This window comes from Enterobacter sp. A8 (genome assembly GCF_004296595.1).
GTDB classification, from domain to species: Bacteria; Pseudomonadota; Gammaproteobacteria; order Enterobacterales; family Enterobacteriaceae; genus Enterobacter; species Enterobacter cloacae.
In genome coordinates this window covers 777423-798707 of record NZ_SCMF01000001.1, presented here as the reverse complement: position 1 = coordinate 798707, position 21285 = coordinate 777423, and the positions used below count along the sequence as shown (strand labels likewise).

Sequence of the window (21285 nt, the reverse complement as noted above, 5' to 3'; positions counted from 1 at the left end):
TGTGTGGCCGGGTGCTGCGATGCACCCGGCCACAGGATTACTGACGAATTAACATATACAGGCGGAACAGATAAACCAGCAGTATCGCTGAAATCAGGTTACTCAGCGTGTTGGCTACCACCGCACCGACGTTCGGCGTTAAGACTGCAAAGTTTGGGGCAAACAGCAGCAGGAGCGTTTTGGCCAGCAGCCAGCTAATTACGGCCGGTGCCACCAGGCGCATATTGGCCCATGCCAGTTTGATGCTGCTGCGCATGGCGGTAAAGATCCCCATTTTGTCCTGCACCACCATCACCGGAGCGAACGCGAGGACGATAGCCAGCAGCACACCTGGAACCACAACGAGCATGATCCCCATCTGCACCAGCAGGGTGGTTAAAAAGATGAGGATAAACAGCTTAGGCAATACCGGCGCGCTGGCACCGATCGCCCGTAAGGCGCTGACGCGGTGGCCTGCAGAAACCAACTGGATCATCAGCAGAACGCCGCCCGCGAGAATGGCATTGCCGATCAGTCCAGAGAAGGTCGATGCAGCAGAGGCCCGCAGCAGGATTTGCTGCTGCTCTGGCGTCATGTTTTGCACCAGCTCAAACAACCCCACGCTCCCTGCAAGATGGTCACCCTGGCTCAGGCTGGCGATCTGTTCGTCACTCGGAGAGAACGCGTGACCCAGCACCACCGTAATAAAGGCGCATAACAACGCGATCAGTAAAAAGGTTACGAACTGATTGCGGAAAAAGTTTCCCGTGTCACGGTAGACAGACTTCGCCGTGATAGACATGCACTCTCCTTGAGTATTGCAGGTGTTAATTAGCCGGCAATTGTACACCGGATAACGCGGTCGTGGCAGCATCAAGGCTTGTATGGAAAAGCATATCTTTGTAAAGCGGCGGTAATCCGAAGCGCGCGCGGGCGCGATTACAGGCTTCGTTGACCTGACCTTCTTCGCCAGACATCGCAAAGTCCCGACACGGGCTGGGGCGATCATCATAGATGGAACAGCGGGTCGACACGCCTGGCTCTCCTTGTAACGCCACACAGCGGGCCTGCTTTTGATTCGTACCGCTCATGCAGCGCAGAAAGGGGGATAACGGTTCAGTGAGATGAACCGGAACGGTACCGCCGCCATCGCTGGCTTCGGCCCAGTAGAAAGAGACTCGAAAATACGCACAACAGGCTCCGCACGTCATGCACGGGTTCATATCACTCATGGCACACCTGCAAAAAAGAACGCATCAAATCACATTGTGAGAGCGCTAAATTATCCAGCCGCCATTCGTAGAGCAAGAGGGGGGAAACAGAAAATTTTGTAACCGATAAATGCCAAAAATTGACGTAAGAACAACTTTTGGCCTTACGGTGTGTCACCAAAAATTAACCCAGATCAATGAATGTTAAGTTACTGGTTTTAATGTGATCTGTGACAGATCACTTATTACTCATTTGTGAGTATATTCTCATCCGCAGCTAAAACCACAACGATGGAGCGGATATGAAAAAATTAGCGGTGGCAGCCCTTATCATAAGCAGTCTCTCTGGCGGCGCGTATGCGCATGAAGCAGGTGAATTCTTTATTCGTGCCGGTTCGGCAACGGTACGTCCAACTGAAGGTTCTGATAACGTGCTGGGGATGGGTGGCTTTAACGTCAGCAACAATACCCAGTTAGGTTTAACATTCACGTATATGGCGACGGATAACATTGGCGTTGAGCTTCTGGCAGCGACGCCATTCCGTCATCGCGTTGGTTTAGGCCCAACCGGTGATATCGCCACGGTGCACCATCTGCCGCCAACGTTGATGGCGCAGTGGTACTTTGGTGACTCAAGCAGCAAACTGCGCCCCTATATTGGCGCGGGCGTGAACTACACCACCTTCTTTGATGAGAAATTCAACGATACCGGTAAAGAGGCCGGGCTGACCGATCTCAGCCTGAAAGATTCATGGGGCGTGGCAGGACAGGTGGGGATGGACTATCTCATTAACCGCGACTGGTTAATTAACGCCTCAGTCTGGTATATGGATATCGATACCGATGTCCGCTTCAAGGCAGGCGGACAGCAACAAAGCATCAGTACCCGTCTGGATCCATGGGTATTTATGTTCTCTGCAGGTTATCGTTTCTGATTCTACTTTCCGGGACTGGCCAGAACATGGCCAGTCTTTCTACCGGCTTACCTCTACGGTTGCCCCTCCATGTTCCAGCGGGCAGAACCCATATCCTGAAACACACGCTCGTCTGTGAAGGGCGGGAAGGTGGCCCGTGTTGCCGCGTCGGCTAAAGCCTGGCAATATGCTTTGTCTCCGCCTTTTATCTCCAGGTTCTGCAGTAGCCCGTCGACGGTAAAGTCGAGATGCATGTTGCATTGCTTACCATTCCAGGCGTGTGGATCGGCCAGTGCCGAGTCCAGCGCTTTCTTAATCGCGGCAGCCTGTTGACCATAGATATCCTTATCGGAGACTTTACCGGACTGCTTATAGGAGCACGAGTCGAGAGCGGTTTTCTTCTGACAACCTTCAGGCGCGAGAGGAGCACAGCCCGTTATTGCTGTGGCAAGGCATACCAGCATCACTACTTTTTTCATTGTTAAGTCCGTTTATCGAAATTATTTTATTGTACAACGTCTTAAATAAGCCCCGGAATTCCGGGGCTTAAGTTTCTCAGCAGCCTCGCTAGCGTACAACCAGCACCGGGCATTTTGCATGGCGTACCACAACCGCCGCGTTTGAACCTAAAAGGTAGGTTGTGATATCCGGTCGATGGGACGCAATGATAATAAGGTCTGCGTTGATACTGTCAGCCAGCTTCAGGATCTGATCTTTAGGCGCACCTGAAATGGCGTGTGTCTCCACACGATCGGCAGGTAAATTAAACTGCTTAACCATCTCTTTGAGCTTCGTAAGGGCTTCCTCCTGAATCTCCGCCAACTTTGGCATTTCAACCGAATACGCCAGCCCAAGCGATGAATAGTAAGGGAAAGAAGGCACTACCGTCAGAAAATGGATTTTACCGTTACCGATTGCTGCGTTTGCCTGAACATAGGGAATCACCTGTTCGGTCAGACGACTTTCAGAGATATCGACAGGGACTAAAATTGAATTAAACATACCTCACCTCCTGTTTGTTTTTTATCCACTTTAAGTGTAGTGCTACCATTTTCAGTGGCGCTGTATTCGCCATCAAAATGGGAGGTGAGGCAGCTTTTTTGACGGGGGGACGCCCCCCGTCACCTGGCGGTTTACTTCTGGATAAGATAGCGAATGGTCGGGCCATCCTGCTGAATATCCAGTACGGTATAACCGTGGTTTTTGGCATCCAGAGGAATGTTGTTGATGGACTGCGGGCAGTCGCTCACCACTTCCAGAATTTCCCCTTTTTGAAGCTGCGGGAGCGCTTCAAGCGTAGCGACAGCCGGGTAAGGACACGGTTCACCGACCATATCAAGGCGGTAGTCAGGCACAATCTCTTTCATGCTGCATTCTCCTGGGGTTCAGGTTTAACCGTGGCACGGCGAAAGAAGCGTTTCTCTTGCGCGACAACCAGTAAAAAAGCGACCAGCAGCAGGGCGTAGGTCACCAGCAGCCCGCCGAGCGGGCCAAACGTGCTGAGCAGATTCACCTTGTCCCAGTTCGTGGCCAGCACCGGAGACAAATCGTCCCAGTACCAGGCCAGCAGGGTGGAGCCGATGACGTTCCCCAGACCTACCCACCAGTAATGCACCTGACCTTCAACCGCGCGGTACATCCAGCCGGTTTCACACCCGCCAGCCAGTACAATTCCGAAGCCAAACAGCAGACCGCCAATCACCGCGTTCGGACCAGCCCACATGATTTTCGGCTCAACACCCAGTTGCACATAGCTGAAGATGCCAATGGCGCTTACCGCCATACCCGCAATAATCGCTTTGGCCATCATTGTACGGCCGGTGATCCACATATCGCGAAACGCCGAGGTGAAGCAAATCTGCGCACGTTCTATCAGCAGGCCGAAACCGACACCGAACAGCATGGCCAGGCCCAGCTTAGGCTGGTTGAGCGCCGTACAGAGCGCCCAGGCGACCATGGCGAAAAAGACCAACATGCCGAGACGAAAACGACGACGCGCCTGAGAAGGCTTTTGCGTCAGCGGCGAGGCAGCGCTGACCTTCACCATTTTGACCGGAATGCGGAACAGCGGCAGGAGGGTAAACTTCGCGCCAAAGTAAGAGCCAATCGCCGTGGCGACAGCAAAAAACCAGGCGTGCAGCGAAAACTGTGGAATGCCGGTAAAGAAAGCGGCCAGGTTGCACCCCATCGCCAGACGGGCGCCGAACCCGGCAATCATGCCGCCGACAATCGCCTGCATAACGCGTATCCGGCTTTTAGGCATTCGCAACTTAACGTTGTTAGCCCACAGCGCGGCGGCAAAACAGCCCCCGAACATGCCGATAATCATCATACCGTCGATGCGGGTCAGCGGCGTGCCGTCCAGATGAATAAGCTTAAAGTAACCCCACTCCTCGGTATGTACGCCAGCGAGCTGCAGCAGTTGCCCACCCCAGCGGGTGAATTCGCCGGTCACGGCCCAGAAGGTGCCGGTAATGCCGAAATAGTAGGTGGAAAGGATCCCCGCCGCGATGACGGCCGGTACTGGTGACCAGAACTTAACCAGGTAAGTCTGTTTGAAGTATTGCCATGACATGAGTAAGCCTCTGAACTCAGAAGGTTTAAAGCCGAAAAGAGACCAAATCATACGCTTACGGCAAGGTTTGAAAAGCCATTCACGCCGAAAATATCGATGGGATCAATTTTGGCGTAACGCTTAAGTGATAGCGGGAATATAAGAGAAAGACCGTCTGGCTGAGTCGCCAGACGGTGGAAGGATCAGGCTTTACGCGTTGCGGCTTTCATCGCCGTAACAAATGCTTTGAGTTCAGCCAGCATCTGATCGGGTTTGTCCACGTTCTTCTCAATGATTTTGACGATAGCAGAGCCGGAGATCGCGCCTGCCGCTTTTGCGTCAATTGCCGCCGTAACCTGATCCGGGGATGAAATCCCGAATCCCTGCAGCGGAGGCGCTGCGTGGTATTCAGCCAGTTTTTCTACCAGATGATGCAGCGGCAGCGCGGCTTTGTTTTCAGCACCCGTCACGCCCGCGCGGGAGAGCAGGTAGGTGTAACCACGGCCGTAAGAGGCAATCTGGCGCAGCAGTTCGTCATCGGCGTTTGGCGGGCAGATGAAAATCGGCGCCAAGTTATGACGCATAGCCGCCTGGCGGAACGGTGCAGATTCTTCAACCGGGACGTCGGCCACCAGCACGGAGTCTACGCCGACCCGCGCGCACTCGGCATAAAATTCGTCGATTCCGCGGTTAAAGACCAGGTTGGCATACATCAGCAGGCCAATCGGAATGGTCGGGTGCTTCTGACGGATCGCGGCCAGCATCTCAAAACACTGCGTTGGGGTGACGCCCGCGGCAAAGGCACGCAGGGTGGCGTTCTGAATGGTCGGGCCATCCGCCAGCGGGTCAGAGAACGGGATCCCCAGCTCCAGCGCATCGGCACCGGCTTCAATCAGGGCGTCGATAATTTTTAGCGACTGTTCCGGGCCCGGATCGCCCAGGGTTACGAAGGGAACGAACGCGCCTTCCTGGCGGGATTTCAGTTGTGCAAATGCGTTATCGTAGCGTTCCATCAGATTTCCCCTCGTGCTTTCAGAATATCGTGAACGGTGAAGATATCTTTATCACCGCGACCGGAAAGGTTAACGACCAGCAGTTGCTCTTTTTCCGGGTTTTCTTTCATCATTTTCAGCGCATGCGCCAGAGCATGCGAGGACTCCAGTGCCGGGATGATCCCTTCGCTGCGGCACAGCGTCTTAAACGCTTCCAGCGCTTCGTCATCGGTGATGGAGACGTAGTCCGCGCGTCCGGTGCTGTTCAGGAACGCATGCTGTGGCCCGACGGACGGGAAATCCAGACCGGCAGAGATGGAGTACGACTCTTCAATCTGACCTTCATCGGTCTGCATCATCGGCGCTTTCATGCCGAAGTAGATCCCCACGCGGCCATGTTTCAGCGGAGCGCCGTGCTCACCGGTTTCAATCCCGTGACCCGCTGGCTCCACGCCGATCAGGCCAACACGGGTTTCGTCGATAAAATCAGCGAACATCCCGATGGCGTTTGACCCTCCGCCCACACAGGCAATCACCGCGTCCGGCAGACGGCCTTCTTTTTCAAGGATCTGCGCTTTGGTCTCTTCGCCAATCATGCGCTGGAATTCACGCACGATAGTCGGGAACGGGTGCGGGCCAGCGGCCGTGCCGAGCATGTAGTGCGCGGTTTCATAGCTACCAGACCAGTCGCGCAGCGCTTCGTTACAGGCATCTTTCAGCGTGGCAGAACCACTGTGAACCGGGATCACTTCTGCGCCCATCAGACGCATACGGAATACGTTCGGAGACTGACGCTCAACGTCTTTCGCCCCCATATAGATACGGCATTTCAGGCCAAGCAGGGCGCTTGCCAGTGCTGATGCCACGCCGTGCTGACCCGCGCCGGTTTCGGCGATGATCTCGGTTTTGCCCATCCGTTTTGCCAGCAGCGCCTGTCCTAACACCTGGTTGGTTTTATGCGCGCCGCCGTGCAGCAGGTCTTCACGCTTGAGGTACAGCGTGGTTTTGGTGCCGGCAGTCAGGTTACGGCATTTGGTCAGCGCAGTTGGACGGCCCGCGTAGTTTTTCAGCAGGTCGGTAAATTCAGCCTGAAACGCTGGATCTTTCTGTGCGCTCACAAACGCTTCTTCCAGCTGGCGCAGTGCGGGCATCAGGATCTGCGGAACGTACATCCCGCCGAACTCACCAAAATACGGGTTAAGTAATGTCGTCATTTTTTCTTCCTTAATATGCACGCAGAGTTTTAAATACCGAGGCCAGCTTACTGGCATCTTTGATGCCCGGTTGCAACTCTACGCCTGAATTGAAATCGAGGCCCGCGCAGCCGGTTTTGGCTGCTTCCACACAGTTATCTGGGCTAAGTCCACCCGCCAGCAGGACATTGTCCAGCGCTTCGCCGTTCAGCAGTGACCAGTCAAAACGCTGGCCTGTACCGCCCTGGCCGTTATCGAGCACGTATTTATCAACATGATTCAGGTTACGTGCTGGCAGGGTGCTGCCCACGCTCTGTGCTTTCCAGATCTGAACCTGAGGAGCAAGCCCGGCACGCAGGGCATCGATGTATGCTTGATCTTCATCACCGTGCAGTTGTACTGCACTAAGGGATAACGCTTCGGCTTTTGCCGTAACGTCCGCAATATCAGCGTTACGGAAGACGCCCACATAGCTGAGTGGGGCTGCCGCTATCACCTTGCGTGCCTGTTCATCGCTCACCGCACGCGGTGAGGAGCCCACAAAGATCAACCCGCCGTAAATAGCCCCCGCCTCATAGGCGGCCTGGGCATCCTGTTCGCGGGTTAAGCCACACACTTTGTTTTCACCTAACAGCACCCGACGCACTGCGGCATTGAGATCGTCATGTGCCATCATCGCGGAGCCAATCAGAAAACCGTTGGCAAAGTGGCTCAGCTCACGCACCTGGGCGTAGCTGTTGATCCCGGATTCACTGATAACAGTCACCCCAGAGCCCAGACGCGGTGCCAGCTGACGCGTACGATTCAGGGCAATTGACAGATCGCGCAGATCGCGGTTGTTAATCCCGACCACTTTCGCCTGCAGTGCAATGGCACGCTCCAGCTCTTCTTCGTTGCTCACCTCGGTCAGCACGCCCATGTTGAGGCTGTGCGCCACCGCAGCCAGCTGGCGATACTGCTCGTCGTCGAGTACCGAGAGCATCAGCAGGCAGGCGTCAGCCTGGTAAAAACGTGCCAGCCAGATCTGATACGGGTCGATAATAAAGTCTTTGCACAGAATCGGTTGCGGCGCGATGCTGCTGACAACAGGCAGAAAATCGAAGCTGCCCTGGAAATATTTCTCATCCGTCAGCACGGAGATCGCCGACGCATGATGCTTATAAATGCCGGCAATACGCGCCGGATCGAAATCCTCACGGATAACGCCTTTCGACGGGGAGGCTTTTTTGCACTCAAGAATAAATGCGGTGCGCGCGCCCTGCAGGGCATCATAGAAACGACGGCTGCTTGGGACGACGTCGTTCTGAAAACTGGCAAGCGGCTGCTGCGCTTTGCGGGCTTCCACCCAGATGGCCTTATCGGCAACGATTTTCGCTAAAACGGTCTGCATTCTTTACCCTCTTGCCGCAAGTGCGGTAACGCGATCGTAAGCTGCACCAGAGCGCAGTACGTCCAGAACTTTTTGTGCGTTGGCTTTGAGATCCTCTTCGCCGTGCAATCGCATCAGCATGGCCACGTTGGCTGCCACGGCTGCCTCATGGGCGACCTCTCCCTTACCTTGTAATAAGCGCGTGAGAATGTCACGGTTTTCTTCCGGCGTGCCGCCTGCCAGCGCCTCCTGATGATACGGCGTTAAACCAAAGTCGGCGGCTTCCAGCTGGTAGCTCAGGATTTCGCCATTGCGCAGTTCCGCGACGAGAGTTGGCGCGTGAAGGGACACTTCATCCATTCCCCCGCTGTGAACTACTGCCGCGCGCTGATAACCGAGCACGCGCAGGGTTTCGGCAATTGGCAGAACCAGTTCCGGGCTGTAAACACCAATCAGCGCCAGCGGCGGGTGCGCCGGGTTGATCAGCGGCCCCAGTACGTTAAACAGCGTGCGTGTTTTGAGCTGCTGACGAACCGGCATCGCATGGCGGAAACCGGTGTGATACTTCGGCGCAAACAGGAAGCAGACGCCCAGATCGTCCAGCGCTTCACGGGAGCGTTCGGCGTTCATATCCAGGTTAATGCCGAAGGCAGCCAGCAAATCGGACGAGCCCGAGCGGCTGGAGACGCTGCGGTTACCGTGTTTCGCCACCTTCAGGCCACACGCTGCGGCCACGAAGGCACTGGCGGTGGAGATATTGATGCTATTGCTGCCATCACCCCCGGTGCCGACGATATCCGCAAACTGATAATCCGGGCGCGGGAAGGGGGCGGCATTTTCCAGCAGGGCCGTGGCGGCACCGGCGATTTCTTGCGGGCTTTCGCCGCGCACTTTCATGCTTACCAGTGCGGCCGCCAGCTGTTCAGGTTTCAGCTCACCGCGAACCACGGCAGAAAAGAGCTGGTGGCTCTCCTGCTGGCTCAGGGTCTGCGCCTGATACAGCTTTTCCAGAATCGGTTGCAGCGTGTTGGTCTGCTCCAGTTTCTGCAACGCCCAGTCCAGCGTCTGCTCCAGCAGTCGCGCGCCATGGGTCGTGAGAATCGACTCCGGATGGAACTGCATGCCGCAGACGCGATCCGCATCGTGACGCACGGCCATTACCATCCCTTCAAACGACGCGTTAATGGTCAGCCCGGCCGGGATGTTGCTGCCCACCAGGGAGTGATAGCGCGCAACCGGCAGAGGATTTGGCAGGCCGGCAAACATCGCCTGGCCGTCATGTTCAATGCTGGAGGCTTTGCCGTGCAGGATCTCACCTGCCTGACCCACGTAGCCGCCATAGGCTTCCACAATCGCCTGGTGACCCAGGCAGATACCGATAATCGGCAGTTTACCGCGCATACGGGTCAGCAGCTCCGGCATACAGCCCGCTTCACTGGGGGCACCAGGGCCAGGAGAGAGCATCAGCACCGGGTTTTGCATGGTTGCCAGACGGTCTATCAGCGTCTGTGCCGGAACATGGTTACGATAGATAACGACGTTGTGACCATTCGCACGCAGCTGATCTGCCAGGTTATAGGTAAAAGAGTCGATGTTATCGAGCAGCAGAATGTCAGCCATCAGAAAATCTCCTGTGCGTGATGTGCGGTAGCAATGGCGCGCAATACCGCGCGGGCTTTACTGCGGGTTTCGTCAGCTTCAGACTGCGGAACAGAATCCAGAACAATCCCTGCGCCTGCCTGCACGGTAGCGATACCGTCCTCAACGTAGGCGGAGCGGATCACAATGCAGGTATCCAGATCGCCATGGGCGGTGAAGTAGCCCACTGCACCACCGTAACTGCCGCGACGGCGCCCTTCAGCCGCCGCGATCAGCTGCATGGCGCGGACTTTCGGCGCGCCGCTCAGCGTGCCCATGTTCATACAGGCGCGGTAGGCGTGAAGCACGTCGAGGTCGCTGCGCAGTTCGCCCACCACGCGGGATACCAGATGCATAACAAACGAGTAGCGATCGACCTTGGTTAAGTCCGCCACGTAGCGGCTGCCAGGGGTACAAATGCGCGCCAGGTCGTTACGGGCCAGATCAACCAGCATCAGATGCTCGGAGAGCTCTTTATGGTCGGTACGCATTTCCAGCTCAATGCGGCTGTCGAGATCGCGATCCAGCGAGCCATCGGCTCGACGGCCGCGTGGACGGGTTCCGGCAATTGGGTAGATCTCAATCTGGCGGCTGGTGGCGTCATATTTCAGTGAACTTTCAGGGGATGCGCCAAACAGGGTGAAATCGTTGTCCTGCATAAAGAACATGTACGGGCTTGGGTTGCTCTTTTTCAACACGTCATAGGCCGCGAGCGGCGACGGGCAGGGCAGAGAGAAACGACGGGAAGGAACAACCTGGAAAATTTCTCCGGCGCGAATCGCTTTTTGCATCTGGCGAACCACGGCACCGTACTGATCGTCGCTCTGATTAACCTCACAGGTCATTTTCTCGACACGATGTACAGGCAGCGCAGGCGGCGCTTCGGTCATTTGTTGCTGCAACTGCTCAATACGCTGTTCAAGGCGTTTTTTCTCTGTCGCGGATGGCGTGAAGAGGCTTGCCTGAATACGGGTGTTTTTTTTCTGGTGGTCGATCACCAGTAAGGTTTCGGCCAGGTAGAAGCAGTAGTCGGGGCAGCGGTTACCCTGTTCAATGTCCGGTAAATCTTCGAACCCGGCCACCAGGTCGTAAGCAAACAGCCCGCCAAAGAACATTGCTTCGCGTTCATCTTCCGGCACGGTGACCAGATTTTGCAGCAGACGGAAGGCATCAAAAACGGAAAGAGAGCACAGGCGCGCGTCTTCGTCCAGCAGTTGGCTCACCGGCGGGAAGTGCAGAACGCGCATTTCAGGATGGTGTTCATTTTCAATACCAGCAGGCAGGCTCGCATCCAGTAACGGCAGCAGAGCCGCACCGTTATCCGATAACGCTTTGATAGTGACAGTGTCACCTAGCGCCGTAATGCGCAGCGCGCTGTCCACCAACAGCAGGCTCTTGAGATCGTCTTTGCTGTCAATATCGGCGGATTCCAGTAACAACGTGGCTGGACGCGCACCGCAGACCTGATGAAACAGCGCGGTTGGGTTGTGGCGATAGGCCGCCTCGCTGGTCAGCAATTCGAGGTGTGGTTTGGCTGTTTGCATTATGTTGTTCTCATTTATTCTGTTCAAAAAAAAGCCCGCTGATGAGCGGGCGGGTATCTGTTTGCTGTACGCAGACGTGTGACACTGCCCGGGAATCAGGAAGTGCGCCACCAACCGTGCAGAGTGAAATGTGCAGTCATTTTCAGATACCTTTCTCGTGTGAACTTACGTACTAGTTAACTAGTTCGATGGCGTGTTGTCAACCCTTGATTTCAGAATTTCGTGGCAAGTCGGTATCATGGGCTTTTAAGATGTCTCTAACCTGTGACGGGAAGTGCTTTGAGCGATACCACCTACGCCGTAATTTATGATTTACACAGCCATACCCAGGCCTCCGATGGTCTGCTGACGCCCGAAGCGTTGGTGCATCGTGCCGTTGAAATGCGGGTTGGCACGCTGGCCATAACCGATCACGATACAACCGATGCCATTCCAGCCGCGCGCGCCGAGATTGCCCGCAGTGGTCTGGCACTCAAACTGGTTCCTGGCGTCGAGATATCGACCGTCTGGGAGAATCACGAAATCCATATTGTTGGCCTGAACATCGATATAGACCATCCGGTAATGTGTGCGTTTTTGCAAGAACAAAAAACGCGCCGCAACCAGCGCGCAGAAATGATCGCTGAACGTCTGGAAAAGGCGCATATTCCGGGCGCACTGGAGGGGGCACAAAGGCTGGCAAACGGGGGCGCGGTAACGCGCGGTCATTTTGCCCGTTTTCTGGTTGAGGCCGGCAAGGCCACAACGATAGCGGATGTCTTTAAACGCTATCTGGCTCGCGGGAAAACCGGATATGTTCCGCCACAGTGGTGTACAATAAAACAAGCTATTGATGTGATTCATCATTCTGGCGGTAAGGCCGTGCTGGCCCATCCGGGGCGGTATAATCTTTCTGCTAAATGGCTGAAAAGACTGCTGGCGCATTTTGCCGAATGCGGTGGCGAGGCGATGGAAGTCGCCCAGTGTCAGCAGGCGCCCAACGAGCGTTCGCAGCTTGCGACCTACGCCCGCCAGTTTGGTTTGCTGGCGTCACAAGGCTCAGATTTTCATCAGCCCTGTGCGTGGATAGAACTGGGACGCAAGCTTTGGTTACCCGCAGGCGTTGAGCCTGTCTGGCAGCTCTGGGAACAGCCACAGCAACTTGAAGAGAGGGAAGTATGAGTCAGTTTTTCTATATTCATCCGGATAATCCGCAGCCGCGCCTGATTAATCAGGCCGTGGAGATCGTGCGTAAAGGGGGCGTTATCGTCTACCCGACCGATTCGGGTTACGCGCTGGGCTGTAAGATTGAAGATAAAGCGGCGATGGAGCGTATTTGCCGTATTCGCCAGTTGCCGGACGGTCACAACTTTACCCTGATGTGCCGGGATCTCTCTGAGCTATCGACCTATGCTTATGTCGATAACGTGGCATTTCGTCTGATTAAAAATAACACGCCGGGCAACTACACCTTCATCCTGAAAGGGACGAAAGAGGTTCCGCGCCGTCTGTTACAGGAAAAGCGCAAAACCATCGGGATGCGCGTGCCGTCTAACCCGATTGCCCAGGCCTTGCTGGAAACGCTGGGTGAGCCGATGCTCTCAACCTCGCTGATGCTGCCCGGCAGTGAATTCACCGAGTCCGATCCGGAAGAGATCAAAGACCGTCTGGAAAAGGTAGTTGAGTTGATTATTCATGGCGGTTACCTCGGTCAGCAGCCGACCACGGTTGTCGACTTAACGGAAGATGCACCGGAAGTGATTCGCGAAGGCGTGGGTGATGTTAAGCCTTTCTTGTAAAGGTGTAAGCAGCTATACTACGCGGCCATCAAATCAGGGCATAGCCCTGGTTTGACCTGATTCGACGCCTGTGAAGGCGACACCTGAGGAAGCTCAATGAGCGAGAAGTTACAGAAAGTGCTGGCGCGTGCCGGCCACGGCTCACGCCGTGAAATCGAAGCCATTATTGAAGCCGGACGCGTGAGTGTGGACGGTAAAATCGCCACGCTCGGTGACCGCGTAGAAATCGTGCCGGGGCTTAAAATCCGTATCGACGGTCATCTTATCTCGGTTAAAGAATCTGCTGAGCAGATCTGCCGCGTGCTGGCGTACTACAAGCCGGAAGGTGAACTGTGTACGCGCAACGACCCGGAAGGTCGCCCGACGGTATTTGACCGTCTGCCTAAACTGCGTGGCGCACGCTGGATTGCCGTGGGGCGTCTGGATGTGAACACCTGCGGTCTTCTGCTGTTCACAACGGATGGTGAGCTGGCAAACCGTCTGATGCACCCAAGTCGTGAAGTGGAACGCGAATACGCCGTACGCGTGTTCGGCCAGGTTGATGAGAACAAACTGCGCGATCTGTCGCGTGGCGTTCAGCTGGAAGACGGTCCTGCAGCGTTCAAAACCATCAAATTTACCGGTGGTGAAGGGATCAACCAGTGGTACAACGTTACCCTGACCGAAGGCCGTAACCGTGAGGTTCGTCGTCTGTGGGAAGCGGTGGGCGTGCAGGTTAGCCGTCTGATCCGTGTCCGTTACGGCGATATTCTGCTGCCAAAAGGTCTGCCACGTGGTGGCTATACCGAACTGGACCTGACGCAGACCAACTACCTGCGTGAACTGGTGGGACTGGCGCCAGAAACCACCTCCAAAGTGGCGGTGGAGAAAGATCGTCGTCGCATGAAGGCGAACCAGATCCGTCGTGCGGTGAAACGCCACAGCCAGGTGAACAACAATCGCCGCGCTGGCAGCCGTAATAACAACGGTTAAAAATAAAAGCCCGGTTAATATCACCGGGCTTTTTTATCAGTAATCAATGCCGATTTGCGCTTTGATACCGGCATCAAAAGCATGTTTAACCGGACGCAATTCGCTGACGGTATCCGCTAATTCCAGAATATCCCGATGACAGCCGCGGCCTGTGACGATCACCGTCTGATGCGCCGGGCGATTCCTCAGTGCCTCCAGTACGGCGTCCAGCGGCAGATAGTCGTAGGCGACCATATAGGTGATCTCATCCAGTAACACCATGTTCAGGGTAGGGTCTGCCAGCATTCGTTTTGCATGCTCCCATACCGCGAGGCAGGCCGCGGTGTCGGTTTCCCGGTTTTGGGTATCCCACGTAAAGCCTGTCGCCATCACCTGGAACTCAACCCCGTGCGGTTCAAGTAAGTTACGTTCACCGTTGGGCCATTCCCCTTTAATAAACTGAATGACACCCACTTTCTGCCCGTGACCAACGGCGCGCGTGGCGGTACCAAAGGCAGCGGTGGTTTTGCCTTTGCCGTTGCCGGTAAACACGATGATGATCCCGCGTTCATCCTGCGCAGCGGCGACACGGGCATCAACCTGTTCTTTCAGGCGCTGCTGACGTTGCTGGTGACGTTTTTCACTCATTGCGAAATCCCGGGTTTACGGCCTGGCTGGGCATCAAAGGTCATCCCTGTTTTACGGCGGCTGTCATCGCCCATCAGCCAGAGATAGAGCGGCATAATATCTGCCGGGGTTTTAAGCTTCTGCGGATCTTCCGTCGGGAAGGCGCTGGCGCGCATTTTGGTACGCGTTCCGCCTGGGTTAATGCAGTTTACGCGCAGATGACGGCTCTGATACTCCTCCGCCAGCACCTGCATCATCCCTTCGGTCGCGAATTTTGAGACCGCATACGCCCCCCAGTTTGCGCGGCCTTCGCGCCCTACGCTGGAGGAGGTGAATACCAGCGAACCGGAATCAGATTTGAGTAATAAAGGAAGCAGTGCCTGGGTCAGGAAAAAGGTGCCGTTGATATTGACCTGCATGACCTGCTGCCAGATCTCAGGATCCTGTTCATCCATCGGGCGAACCTCCCCTAGCAAGCCGGCATTGTGCAGTACGCCATCCAGCCGTGGGTAGTGGGTGCTGATGCGCTGGGCAAGCTCCTGGCACGTTTCAGGGGTACAGGTGAGCAGATCCAGCGTGTACCAGCGGGCAGGAATGCCACCGGCGGCGTCAATCTCCTGAGCCACTCCTTTGAGTTTTTCTTCGTTACGGCCAATGAGAATTACGCTCGCACCATAGTCAGCGTAGGTCAGTGCCGCTTCGCGGCCAATGCCATCGCTGGCACCAGTGACCAGAATGATGCGGTTCTGCAGCAGATTTTTTTGCGGTTGATAATGCACGGTGACTCCTCGGCGCACAGTGATGCAAAGACGCCTTATTGTGTGACTTTTCGGCTTTATGCCCGAATTAGCATGAGAATTCAATCAGTCTACAGGACGCATCGCTGTAAAATTAACAATTTGCAAATATTTAAACCAGAATCGGGGGATTCCTGAAGACGGCTCGCAGAGGTAATGTCACGAGCGAGACGCATGGGCAGGGCTGTTGTACACTGCCGTGAAAGATTCGTGGTTAAATCAAGGTGGAACGCGTGGAATTACTTTCTCAATATGGGTTGTTTTTGGCAAAGATCGCGACGGTGGTGATTGCCATTGCGGTAGTGGCCGTTCTGATTGTTAACCTGACGCAGCGCAAACGTCAGCGTGGTGAGTTACGCATTACCCGCCTGAGCGAGCAGTATAAAGAGATGCAAGAAGAGATGTCGCTGGCCCTGCTTGACAGCCATCAACAGAAACTGTGGCACAAAGCTCAGAAGAAAAAGCATAAGCAGGACGCCAAAGCGGCAAAAGCCAAAGCGAAGCTTAACGTGCCGGAGGAAACCTCAACCCCGCGTGTCTATGTGCTCGATTTTAAAGGCAGCATGGATGCCCATGAAGTCTCTTCCCTGCGTGAAGAAGTCACCGCCGTGCTTGCCGTGGCTAAACCGCAGGATCAGGTGGTTGTCCGTCTTGAGAGTCCGGGTGGGGTCGTTCATGGTTATGGGCTGGCGGCTTCGCAGCTACAGCGTCTGCGTGAAAAACAGATCCCGCTGACGGTTGCGGTGGATAAAGTCGCGGCGAGCGGTGGCTATATGATGGCCTGCGTGGCGGATAAAATTGTTGCGGCGCCGTTTTCTATTATTGGCTCCATCGGGGTGGTTGCGCAAATCCCGAACTTTAACCGCTTCCTGAAAAGCAAAGAGATCGACATTGAATTGCACACGGCGGGTCAGTACAAACGTACCCTGACGCTGCTGGGGGAGAACACGGAAGAAGGACGGCAGAAATTCCGTGAAGATCTCAATGAAACCCATCACCTCTTTAAAGACTTTGTGCACCGTATGCGCCCGGCGCTTGATATTGACCAGGTGGCAACAGGGGAGCACTGGTACGGTACGCAGGCGCTGGAAAAAGGGCTGGTGGATGAAGTGGGCACCAGTGACGACCTGCTGTTGAATCTGATGGAAGGGCGCGAACTGGTTGGCGTGCGCTTTACCCAGCGTAAGCGACTGCTTGACCGCTTTACGAACAGCGCGGCCGAAAGCGCGGATCGCCTACTGCTCCGCTGGTTGCAACGCGGACAAAAACCGCTGCTGTAAACAAAAACGCGAGGCCAGAGCCTCGCGTTTTGCGTTAATCGACCAGGTGATATTTCTCTGAAAGCGTGTGCGCCAGGTATTTAAACATATTGAATACGGCGGTGCTTTTCGGGGTGGGTAACCCTTGTTCGTCAAGGAAGTATTCGCCGCTGAATACCAGCACGCCGTTACGTTGTTCCACGCCGGTCGCTTCAATGCCCGCCAGGGTGTCTTCATGGTCACGAATCAGCTTATTTGCTTCGATAAGCAGAGAGGCTCGATCAATGGGTTGGGTTGTATTCTGCATAATCCACTCCTTAAACAGTGACAATAGTCTACGCCGGGGGCGCTTTGGGGGCAAATTTTCCCTGTAATGTGAGGGGGTAAGGTGCCGTGACCTGGCTGGCAGGATTTGCTTTTGCATGCTAATAAAGTTGCGTAACGAATTTTATCAGGTAGAGTGTGCGCTTTCGTCATTCTGGCAACAGAATTGCTTGACATTCGACCGGGAATTCGTCACGAATTACATCCGATGTGAGAAAAATACCCGATAACTCAATCACCTGGGCGTTAACGCTTTGACGTTCAGTAAGACAAAGGGGTTGATATCCCCTGACGCAGTCGCAATATCAATGGCTCGTCGTCAGTGGAAGGGAAATCAACATGCGGCGTATTCCTGGAAGAATTAAATTAGGTAAAGGTGAATATGGGTAAAGCTCTCGTCATCGTTGAGTCCCCGGCAAAAGCCAAAACGATCAATAAGTATCTGGGTAATGACTACGTGGTTAAGTCCAGCGTCGGTCACATCCGCGATTTGCCGACCAGTGGCTCAGCCAGCAAAAAGAGCGCAGACTCTACCTCCACCAAAGGGGCTAAAAAGCCTAAAAAGGATGAACGTAGCGCGCTTGTCAACCGTATGGGTGTTAACCCATGGCATAACTGGGATGCACACTATGAAGTGCTGCCCGGCAAAGAAAAAGTCGTTAACGAGCTGAAGCAGCTTGCTGAAAAAGCAGACCACATTTATCTCGCAACCGACCTTGACCGCGAAGGGGAAGCCATTGCCTGGCACCTGCGGGAAGTGATCGGGGGTGACGACAAACGCTACAGCCGTGTAGTGTTTAACGAAATTACGAAGAATGCGATTCGCCAGGCGTTTGAGAAGCCGGGTGAACTGAACATCGACCGCGTAAACGCGCAGCAGGCACGCCGTTTTATGGACCGTGTCGTGGGTTACATGGTCTCTCCACTGCTGTGGAAAAAGATTGCCCGCGGTCTGTCCGCAGGGCGTGTGCAGTCCGTTGCTGTGCGTCTGGTTGTTGAGCGCGAGCGTGAGATCAAAGCCTTCGTCCCGGAAGAGTTCTGGGAAGTGGATGCCAATGTCACCACGCCGGGTGGAGATGCGCTGCCGCTGCAGGTGAGTCATCAGAATGACAAACCGTTCCGTCCTGAAAACCGTGAGCAGACCATGGCTGCCGTGGCGCTGCTGGAAAAAGCGCGCTACCAGGTTCTGGAGCGTGAAGACAAACCGACCAGCAGCAAACCTGGCGCACCGTTTATTACGTCTACGCTGCAACAGGCTGCGAGCACGCGCCTGGGTTATGGCGTGAAGAAAACCATGATGATGGCCCAGCGTCTGTATGAAGCGGGTTATATCACCTATATGCGTACTGACTCGACAAACCTGAGCCAGGATGCCGTCAACATGGTGCGCGGTTACATCAGTGACAACTTCGGTAAGAAATACCTGCCAGCGAGTGAAAACCAGTACGCCAGCAAGGAGAACTCACAGGAAGCGCACGAAGCCATTCGTCCTTCTGACGTCTCCGTGTTAGCCGAATCGCTGAAAGATATGGAAGCCGATGCCCAGAAGCTGTATCAGCTTATCTGGCGTCAGTTCGTGGCGTGCCAGATGACACCAGCACAGTATGACTCCACCACGCTGACCGTTGGTGCAGGTGATTTCCGCCTGAAAGCGCGTGGCCGTATCCTGCGCTTCGATGGCTGGACTAAAGTGATGCCTGCGCTACGTAAGGGTGATGAAGACAGAACCCTGCCTGCGGTAAACAAAGGGGATGAGCTCTCTCTGGTTGATCTCGTGCCTGCCCAGCACTTCACCAAGCCGCCAGCGCGTTTCAGCGAAGCGTCTCTGGTTAAAGAGCTGGAAAAACGCGGTATTGGCCGTCCATCCACCTATGCGTCGATTATTTCGACCATTCAGGACCGCGGTTACGTGCGTGTTGAAAACCGTCGTTTCTATGCGGAAAAAATGGGTGAGATCGTCACTGACCGCCTGGAAGCCAACTTCCGCGAACTGATGAACTACGACTTCACCGCGCAAATGGAAGACAGCCTCGATCAGGTTGCCAGCCATCAGGCCGAGTGGAAAAAGGTTCTCGACAGCTTCTTCAGCGACTTTACCAACCAGCTTGAAAAAGCGGAAAAAGATCCTGAAGAGGGCGGCATGCTGCCGAATCAGATGGTCCTGACCAGCATCGACTGCCCAACCTGTGGTCGTAAAATGGGGATCCGTACTGCCACCACTGGCGTTTTCCTCGGCTGTTCTGGCTACGCGCTGCCGCCGAAAGAACGCTGCAAAACCACCATTAACCTGGTACCTGAGAACGAAGTGCTCAACGTGCTGGAAGGTGATGATGCGGAAACCAACGCTCTGCGTGCAAAACGTCGCTGCAAGAAATGTGGCACCGCGATGGACAGCTACCTCATCGATCCAAAACGTAAATTGCACGTCTGCGGTAATAACCCGACCTGCGATGGATATGAGATCGAAGAGGGTGAGTTCCGCATTAAAGGTTACGACGGTCCTATCGTTGAGTGTGAGAAGTGTGGTTCTGAGATGCACCTGAAAATGGGGCGCTTCGGCAAGTACATGGCGTGCACCAACGACGAGTGTAAGAACACGCGTAAAATCCTGCGTAACGGTGAAGTCGCGCCGCCTAAGGAAGATCCGGTTCCGCTGCCAGAGTTGCCGTGCGAGAAGTCCGACGCTTACTTCGTGCTGCGTGATGGTGCTGCCGGCGTGTTCCTTGCGGCAAACACCTTCCCTAAATCGCGCGAAACCCGCGCACCACTGGTGGAAGAGTTGTACCGTTTCCGCGACCGCCTGCCTGAGAAACTGCGCTACCTGGCCGATGCGCCACAGCAGGATCCGGAAGGCAATAAAACCGTTGTGCGTTTTAGCCGTAAAACGAAGCAGCAGTATGTTGCGGCGGAGAAAGACGGCAAGGCAACCGGCTGGTCAGCATTCTTTGTGAATGGCAAATGGGTTGAAGGTAAGAAATAATCTTTCCTTACCGTAACTTACCTGTGAAAGGGCCGGACTTCCGGCCCTTTTTTATTACCTTGTTATTATTTTTTGTTCCGTACTATACAGTCAGGCTATAAATGATATAGTGGTTATAGTTAACCCTTTTCTTATTATCAAATCGTCTTAAGCGATTGACCGCATGCGCTAAATCGGATGGTCTGGCATGAAATTACAGCAGCTTCGTTATATTGTTGAGGTGGTAAACCACAACCTTAACGTCTCTTCTACCGCTGAGGGGCTATATACTTCCCAGCCGGGTATCAGCAAGCAGGTCCGCATGCTGGAAGATGAGTTAGGTATTCAGATTTTTGCTCGTAGCGGTAAACACCTCACCCAGGTGACGCCAGCAGGGCAGGAGATTATCCGCATCGCGCGGGAGGTCCTCTCTAAAGTCGACGCCATTAAATCGGTGGCGGGAGAGCATACCTGGCCGGATAAAGGGTCGCTGTATATTGCCACCACCCATACCCAGGCACGCTATGCGCTGCCGGGCGTTATTAAGGGCTTTATTGAGCGCTATCCACGTGTTTCTCTCCATATGCATCAGGGCTCGCCGACGCAAATCGCTGAGGCGGTTTCGAAGGGTAATGCGGACTTTGCTATCGCAACCGAAGCGCTGCATCTGTATGACGATCTGGTTATGCTGCCGTGTTATCACTGGAACCGTTCTATTGTCGTCACGCCCGATCACCCGTTAGCCGGTAAAGGGTCGGTCACTATTGAAGAGCTGGCGCAATATCCCTTAGTGACGTATACCTTCGGCTTCACCGGGCGCTCCGAGCTTGATACTGCATTCAATCGTGCAGGATTAACGCCGCGTATCGTCTTCACCGCAACCGATGCTGACGTAATTAAGACCTACGTGCGGCTTGGACTGGGGGTAGGGGTGATTGCCAGCATGGCGGTTGATCCCGTATCTGACCCTGACCTCGTGCGTCTTGATGCGCATGATATTTTCAGCCATAGCACCACTAAGATTGGTTTCCGTCGCAGTACCTTCCTGCGTAGCTATATGTATGATTTTATTCAGCGCTTTGCCCCACATTTAACGCGCGACGTGGTCGATACGGCCGTAGCATTACGTTCAAATGAAGATATCGAAGAGATGTTTAAAGACATCAAACTTCCGGCAAAATAATCACTCCCGGTAT

The 21285-nt window shown here is 54.7% G+C and carries 21 protein-coding genes and 1 other annotated feature; of the genes, 7 read left to right on the top strand and 14 right to left on the bottom strand.

Features of this window, described 5'->3' with window-relative positions; genetic code table 11:
- Positions 1-37 precede the first annotated feature (37 nt).
- Positions 38-781, bottom strand: a complete 744-nt coding sequence (locus tag EQV24_RS03755) for a YciC family protein (RefSeq protein WP_013096283.1) — start codon at positions 779-781, stop codon at positions 38-40.
- Between the two features lie 25 nt (positions 782-806).
- Positions 807-1211, bottom strand: coding sequence for a YkgJ family cysteine cluster protein (locus EQV24_RS03750; RefSeq protein ID WP_130626209.1), 405 nt, complete (start codon positions 1209-1211; stop codon positions 807-809).
- Between the two features lie 281 nt (positions 1212-1492).
- Between EQV24_RS03750 and ompW the strand changes: the two genes are divergently transcribed.
- On the top strand, positions 1493-2125 hold the full coding sequence (gene ompW, locus EQV24_RS03745; protein WP_130626208.1) for an outer membrane protein OmpW: 633 nt from the start codon (positions 1493-1495) through the stop codon (positions 2123-2125).
- A gap of 53 nt (positions 2126-2178) precedes the next feature.
- On the opposite strand, the gene EQV24_RS03740 is transcribed toward ompW, so the two are convergent.
- The 9 genes from EQV24_RS03740 to EQV24_RS03700 all read right to left on the bottom strand — a co-directional run bounded on the left by EQV24_RS03740 (position 2179) and on the right by EQV24_RS03700 (position 11394).
- The gene (locus EQV24_RS03740; RefSeq protein ID WP_045903117.1) at positions 2179-2583 is read right to left on the bottom strand and encodes a cell envelope integrity TolA C-terminal domain-containing protein; all 405 of its coding nucleotides are present in this window, start codon (positions 2581-2583) and stop codon (positions 2179-2181) included.
- A gap of 88 nt (positions 2584-2671) precedes the next feature.
- Positions 2672-3106, bottom strand: a complete 435-nt coding sequence (gene uspF / locus EQV24_RS03735) for a universal stress protein UspF (RefSeq protein WP_013096287.1) — start codon at positions 3104-3106, stop codon at positions 2672-2674.
- Between the two features lie 131 nt (positions 3107-3237).
- Positions 3238-3471, bottom strand: coding sequence for a sulfurtransferase-like selenium metabolism protein YedF (gene yedF, locus EQV24_RS03730; RefSeq protein ID WP_013096288.1), 234 nt, complete (start codon positions 3469-3471; stop codon positions 3238-3240).
- Positions 3468-4679, bottom strand: coding sequence for a selenium metabolism membrane protein YedE/FdhT (gene yedE / locus EQV24_RS03725; RefSeq protein ID WP_029883576.1), 1212 nt, complete (start codon positions 4677-4679; stop codon positions 3468-3470). The genes yedF and yedE overlap by 4 nt, the downstream gene beginning before the upstream one ends.
- 182 nt (positions 4680-4861) lie before the next feature.
- Positions 4862-5671, bottom strand: coding sequence for a tryptophan synthase subunit alpha (gene trpA, locus EQV24_RS03720; RefSeq protein ID WP_130626207.1), 810 nt, complete (start codon positions 5669-5671; stop codon positions 4862-4864).
- Positions 5671-6864, bottom strand: a complete 1194-nt coding sequence (gene trpB, locus EQV24_RS03715; RefSeq protein WP_013096356.1) for a tryptophan synthase subunit beta — start codon at positions 6862-6864, stop codon at positions 5671-5673. The genes trpA and trpB overlap by 1 nt, the downstream gene beginning before the upstream one ends.
- A 10-nt stretch (positions 6865-6874) precedes the next feature.
- A complete protein-coding gene (gene trpCF, locus EQV24_RS03710) occupies positions 6875-8233 on the bottom strand; it encodes a bifunctional indole-3-glycerol-phosphate synthase TrpC/phosphoribosylanthranilate isomerase TrpF (RefSeq protein ID WP_130626206.1) in 1359 nt (452 codons plus the stop codon).
- A 3-nt stretch (positions 8234-8236) separates the two neighbouring features.
- A complete protein-coding gene (gene trpD, locus EQV24_RS03705; protein ID WP_020690934.1) occupies positions 8237-9832 on the bottom strand; it encodes a bifunctional anthranilate synthase glutamate amidotransferase component TrpG/anthranilate phosphoribosyltransferase TrpD in 1596 nt (531 codons plus the stop codon).
- A complete protein-coding gene (locus EQV24_RS03700; RefSeq protein ID WP_029883574.1) occupies positions 9832-11394 on the bottom strand; it encodes an anthranilate synthase component 1 in 1563 nt (520 codons plus the stop codon). Before EQV24_RS03700 ends, trpD begins: the two co-directional genes overlap by 1 nt.
- 25 nt (positions 11395-11419) lie before the next feature.
- Positions 11420-11513 (bottom strand) — a sequence feature (Trp leader region).
- Between the two features lie 160 nt (positions 11514-11673).
- Here EQV24_RS03700 and rnm point away from each other — a divergent pair.
- The 3 genes from rnm (at position 11674) to rluB (ending at position 14144) form a co-directional block, all read left to right on the top strand.
- Complete coding sequence (gene rnm, locus EQV24_RS03690) at positions 11674-12555, top strand: RNase AM (protein WP_013096361.1); 882 nt, start codon at positions 11674-11676, stop codon at positions 12553-12555.
- On the top strand, positions 12552-13172 hold the full coding sequence (locus tag EQV24_RS03685; protein WP_013096362.1) for an L-threonylcarbamoyladenylate synthase: 621 nt from the start codon (positions 12552-12554) through the stop codon (positions 13170-13172). The genes rnm and EQV24_RS03685 overlap by 4 nt, the downstream gene beginning before the upstream one ends.
- A gap of 96 nt (positions 13173-13268) precedes the next feature.
- A complete protein-coding gene (gene rluB / locus EQV24_RS03680; protein ID WP_013096363.1) occupies positions 13269-14144 on the top strand; it encodes a 23S rRNA pseudouridine(2605) synthase RluB in 876 nt (291 codons plus the stop codon).
- 36 nt (positions 14145-14180) lie between these two features.
- On the opposite strand, the gene cobO is transcribed toward rluB, so the two are convergent.
- Complete coding sequence (gene cobO / locus EQV24_RS03675) at positions 14181-14771, bottom strand: cob(I)yrinic acid a,c-diamide adenosyltransferase (RefSeq protein ID WP_130626205.1); 591 nt, start codon at positions 14769-14771, stop codon at positions 14181-14183.
- Positions 14768-15529 (bottom strand): YciK family oxidoreductase, encoded by a 762-nt coding sequence (locus EQV24_RS03670; RefSeq protein ID WP_130626204.1) that lies wholly within the window; start codon positions 15527-15529, stop codon positions 14768-14770. The genes cobO and EQV24_RS03670 overlap by 4 nt, the downstream gene beginning before the upstream one ends.
- A gap of 251 nt (positions 15530-15780) precedes the next feature.
- On the opposite strand from EQV24_RS03670, the gene sohB reads away from it, so the two are divergent.
- Positions 15781-16827 (top strand): protease SohB, encoded by a 1047-nt coding sequence (gene sohB, locus EQV24_RS03665; RefSeq protein ID WP_040022203.1) that lies wholly within the window; start codon positions 15781-15783, stop codon positions 16825-16827.
- Positions 16828-16861: 34 nt separating this feature from the next.
- Here sohB and EQV24_RS03660 read toward each other — a convergent pair whose 3' ends face one another.
- A complete protein-coding gene (locus EQV24_RS03660; protein WP_003856804.1) occupies positions 16862-17113 on the bottom strand; it encodes a YciN family protein in 252 nt (83 codons plus the stop codon).
- A gap of 399 nt (positions 17114-17512) precedes the next feature.
- Here EQV24_RS03660 and topA point away from each other — a divergent pair, with 399 nt between their 5' ends.
- On the top strand, positions 17513-20110 hold the full coding sequence (gene topA, locus EQV24_RS03655) for a type I DNA topoisomerase (protein WP_130626203.1): 2598 nt from the start codon (positions 17513-17515) through the stop codon (positions 20108-20110).
- A gap of 187 nt (positions 20111-20297) precedes the next feature.
- Positions 20298-21272 (top strand): HTH-type transcriptional regulator CysB, encoded by a 975-nt coding sequence (gene cysB / locus EQV24_RS03650; protein ID WP_006175683.1) that lies wholly within the window; start codon positions 20298-20300, stop codon positions 21270-21272.
- Positions 21273-21285: the final 13 nt, after the last annotated feature.

Excerpts from the sequence above, each read along its gene's own strand:
- EQV24_RS03755 (WP_013096283.1), bottom strand. The coding sequence starts at position 781 with ATGTCTATCACGGCGAAGTCTGTCTACCGTGACACGGGAAACTTTTTC.
- EQV24_RS03750 (WP_130626209.1), bottom strand. The coding sequence starts at position 1,211 with ATGAGTGATATGAACCCGTGCATGACGTGCGGAGCCTGTTGTGCGTAT.
- ompW (WP_130626208.1), top strand. The coding sequence starts at position 1,493 with ATGAAAAAATTAGCGGTGGCAGCCCTTATCATAAGCAGTCTCTCTGGC.
- EQV24_RS03740 (WP_045903117.1), bottom strand. The coding sequence starts at position 2,583 with ATGAAAAAAGTAGTGATGCTGGTATGCCTTGCCACAGCAATAACGGGC.
- uspF (WP_013096287.1), bottom strand. The coding sequence starts at position 3,106 with ATGTTTAATTCAATTTTAGTCCCTGTCGATATCTCTGAAAGTCGTCTG.
- yedF (WP_013096288.1), bottom strand. The coding sequence starts at position 3,471 with ATGAAAGAGATTGTGCCTGACTACCGCCTTGATATGGTCGGTGAACCG.
- yedE (WP_029883576.1), bottom strand. The coding sequence starts at position 4,679 with ATGTCATGGCAATACTTCAAACAGACTTACCTGGTTAAGTTCTGGTCA.
- trpA (WP_130626207.1), bottom strand. The coding sequence starts at position 5,671 with ATGGAACGCTACGATAACGCATTTGCACAACTGAAATCCCGCCAGGAA.
- trpB (WP_013096356.1), bottom strand. The coding sequence starts at position 6,864 with ATGACGACATTACTTAACCCGTATTTTGGTGAGTTCGGCGGGATGTAC.
- trpCF (WP_130626206.1), bottom strand. The coding sequence starts at position 8,233 with ATGCAGACCGTTTTAGCGAAAATCGTTGCCGATAAGGCCATCTGGGTG.
- trpD (WP_020690934.1), bottom strand. The coding sequence starts at position 9,832 with ATGGCTGACATTCTGCTGCTCGATAACATCGACTCTTTTACCTATAAC.
- EQV24_RS03700 (WP_029883574.1), bottom strand. The coding sequence starts at position 11,394 with ATGCAAACAGCCAAACCACACCTCGAATTGCTGACCAGCGAGGCGGCC.
- EQV24_RS03685 (WP_013096362.1), top strand. The coding sequence starts at position 12,552 with ATGAGTCAGTTTTTCTATATTCATCCGGATAATCCGCAGCCGCGCCTG.
- rluB (WP_013096363.1), top strand. The coding sequence starts at position 13,269 with ATGAGCGAGAAGTTACAGAAAGTGCTGGCGCGTGCCGGCCACGGCTCA.
- cobO (WP_130626205.1), bottom strand. The coding sequence starts at position 14,771 with ATGAGTGAAAAACGTCACCAGCAACGTCAGCAGCGCCTGAAAGAACAG.
- EQV24_RS03660 (WP_003856804.1), bottom strand. The coding sequence starts at position 17,113 with ATGCAGAATACAACCCAACCCATTGATCGAGCCTCTCTGCTTATCGAA.
- topA (WP_130626203.1), top strand. The coding sequence starts at position 17,513 with ATGGGTAAAGCTCTCGTCATCGTTGAGTCCCCGGCAAAAGCCAAAACG.
- cysB (WP_006175683.1), top strand. The coding sequence starts at position 20,298 with ATGAAATTACAGCAGCTTCGTTATATTGTTGAGGTGGTAAACCACAAC.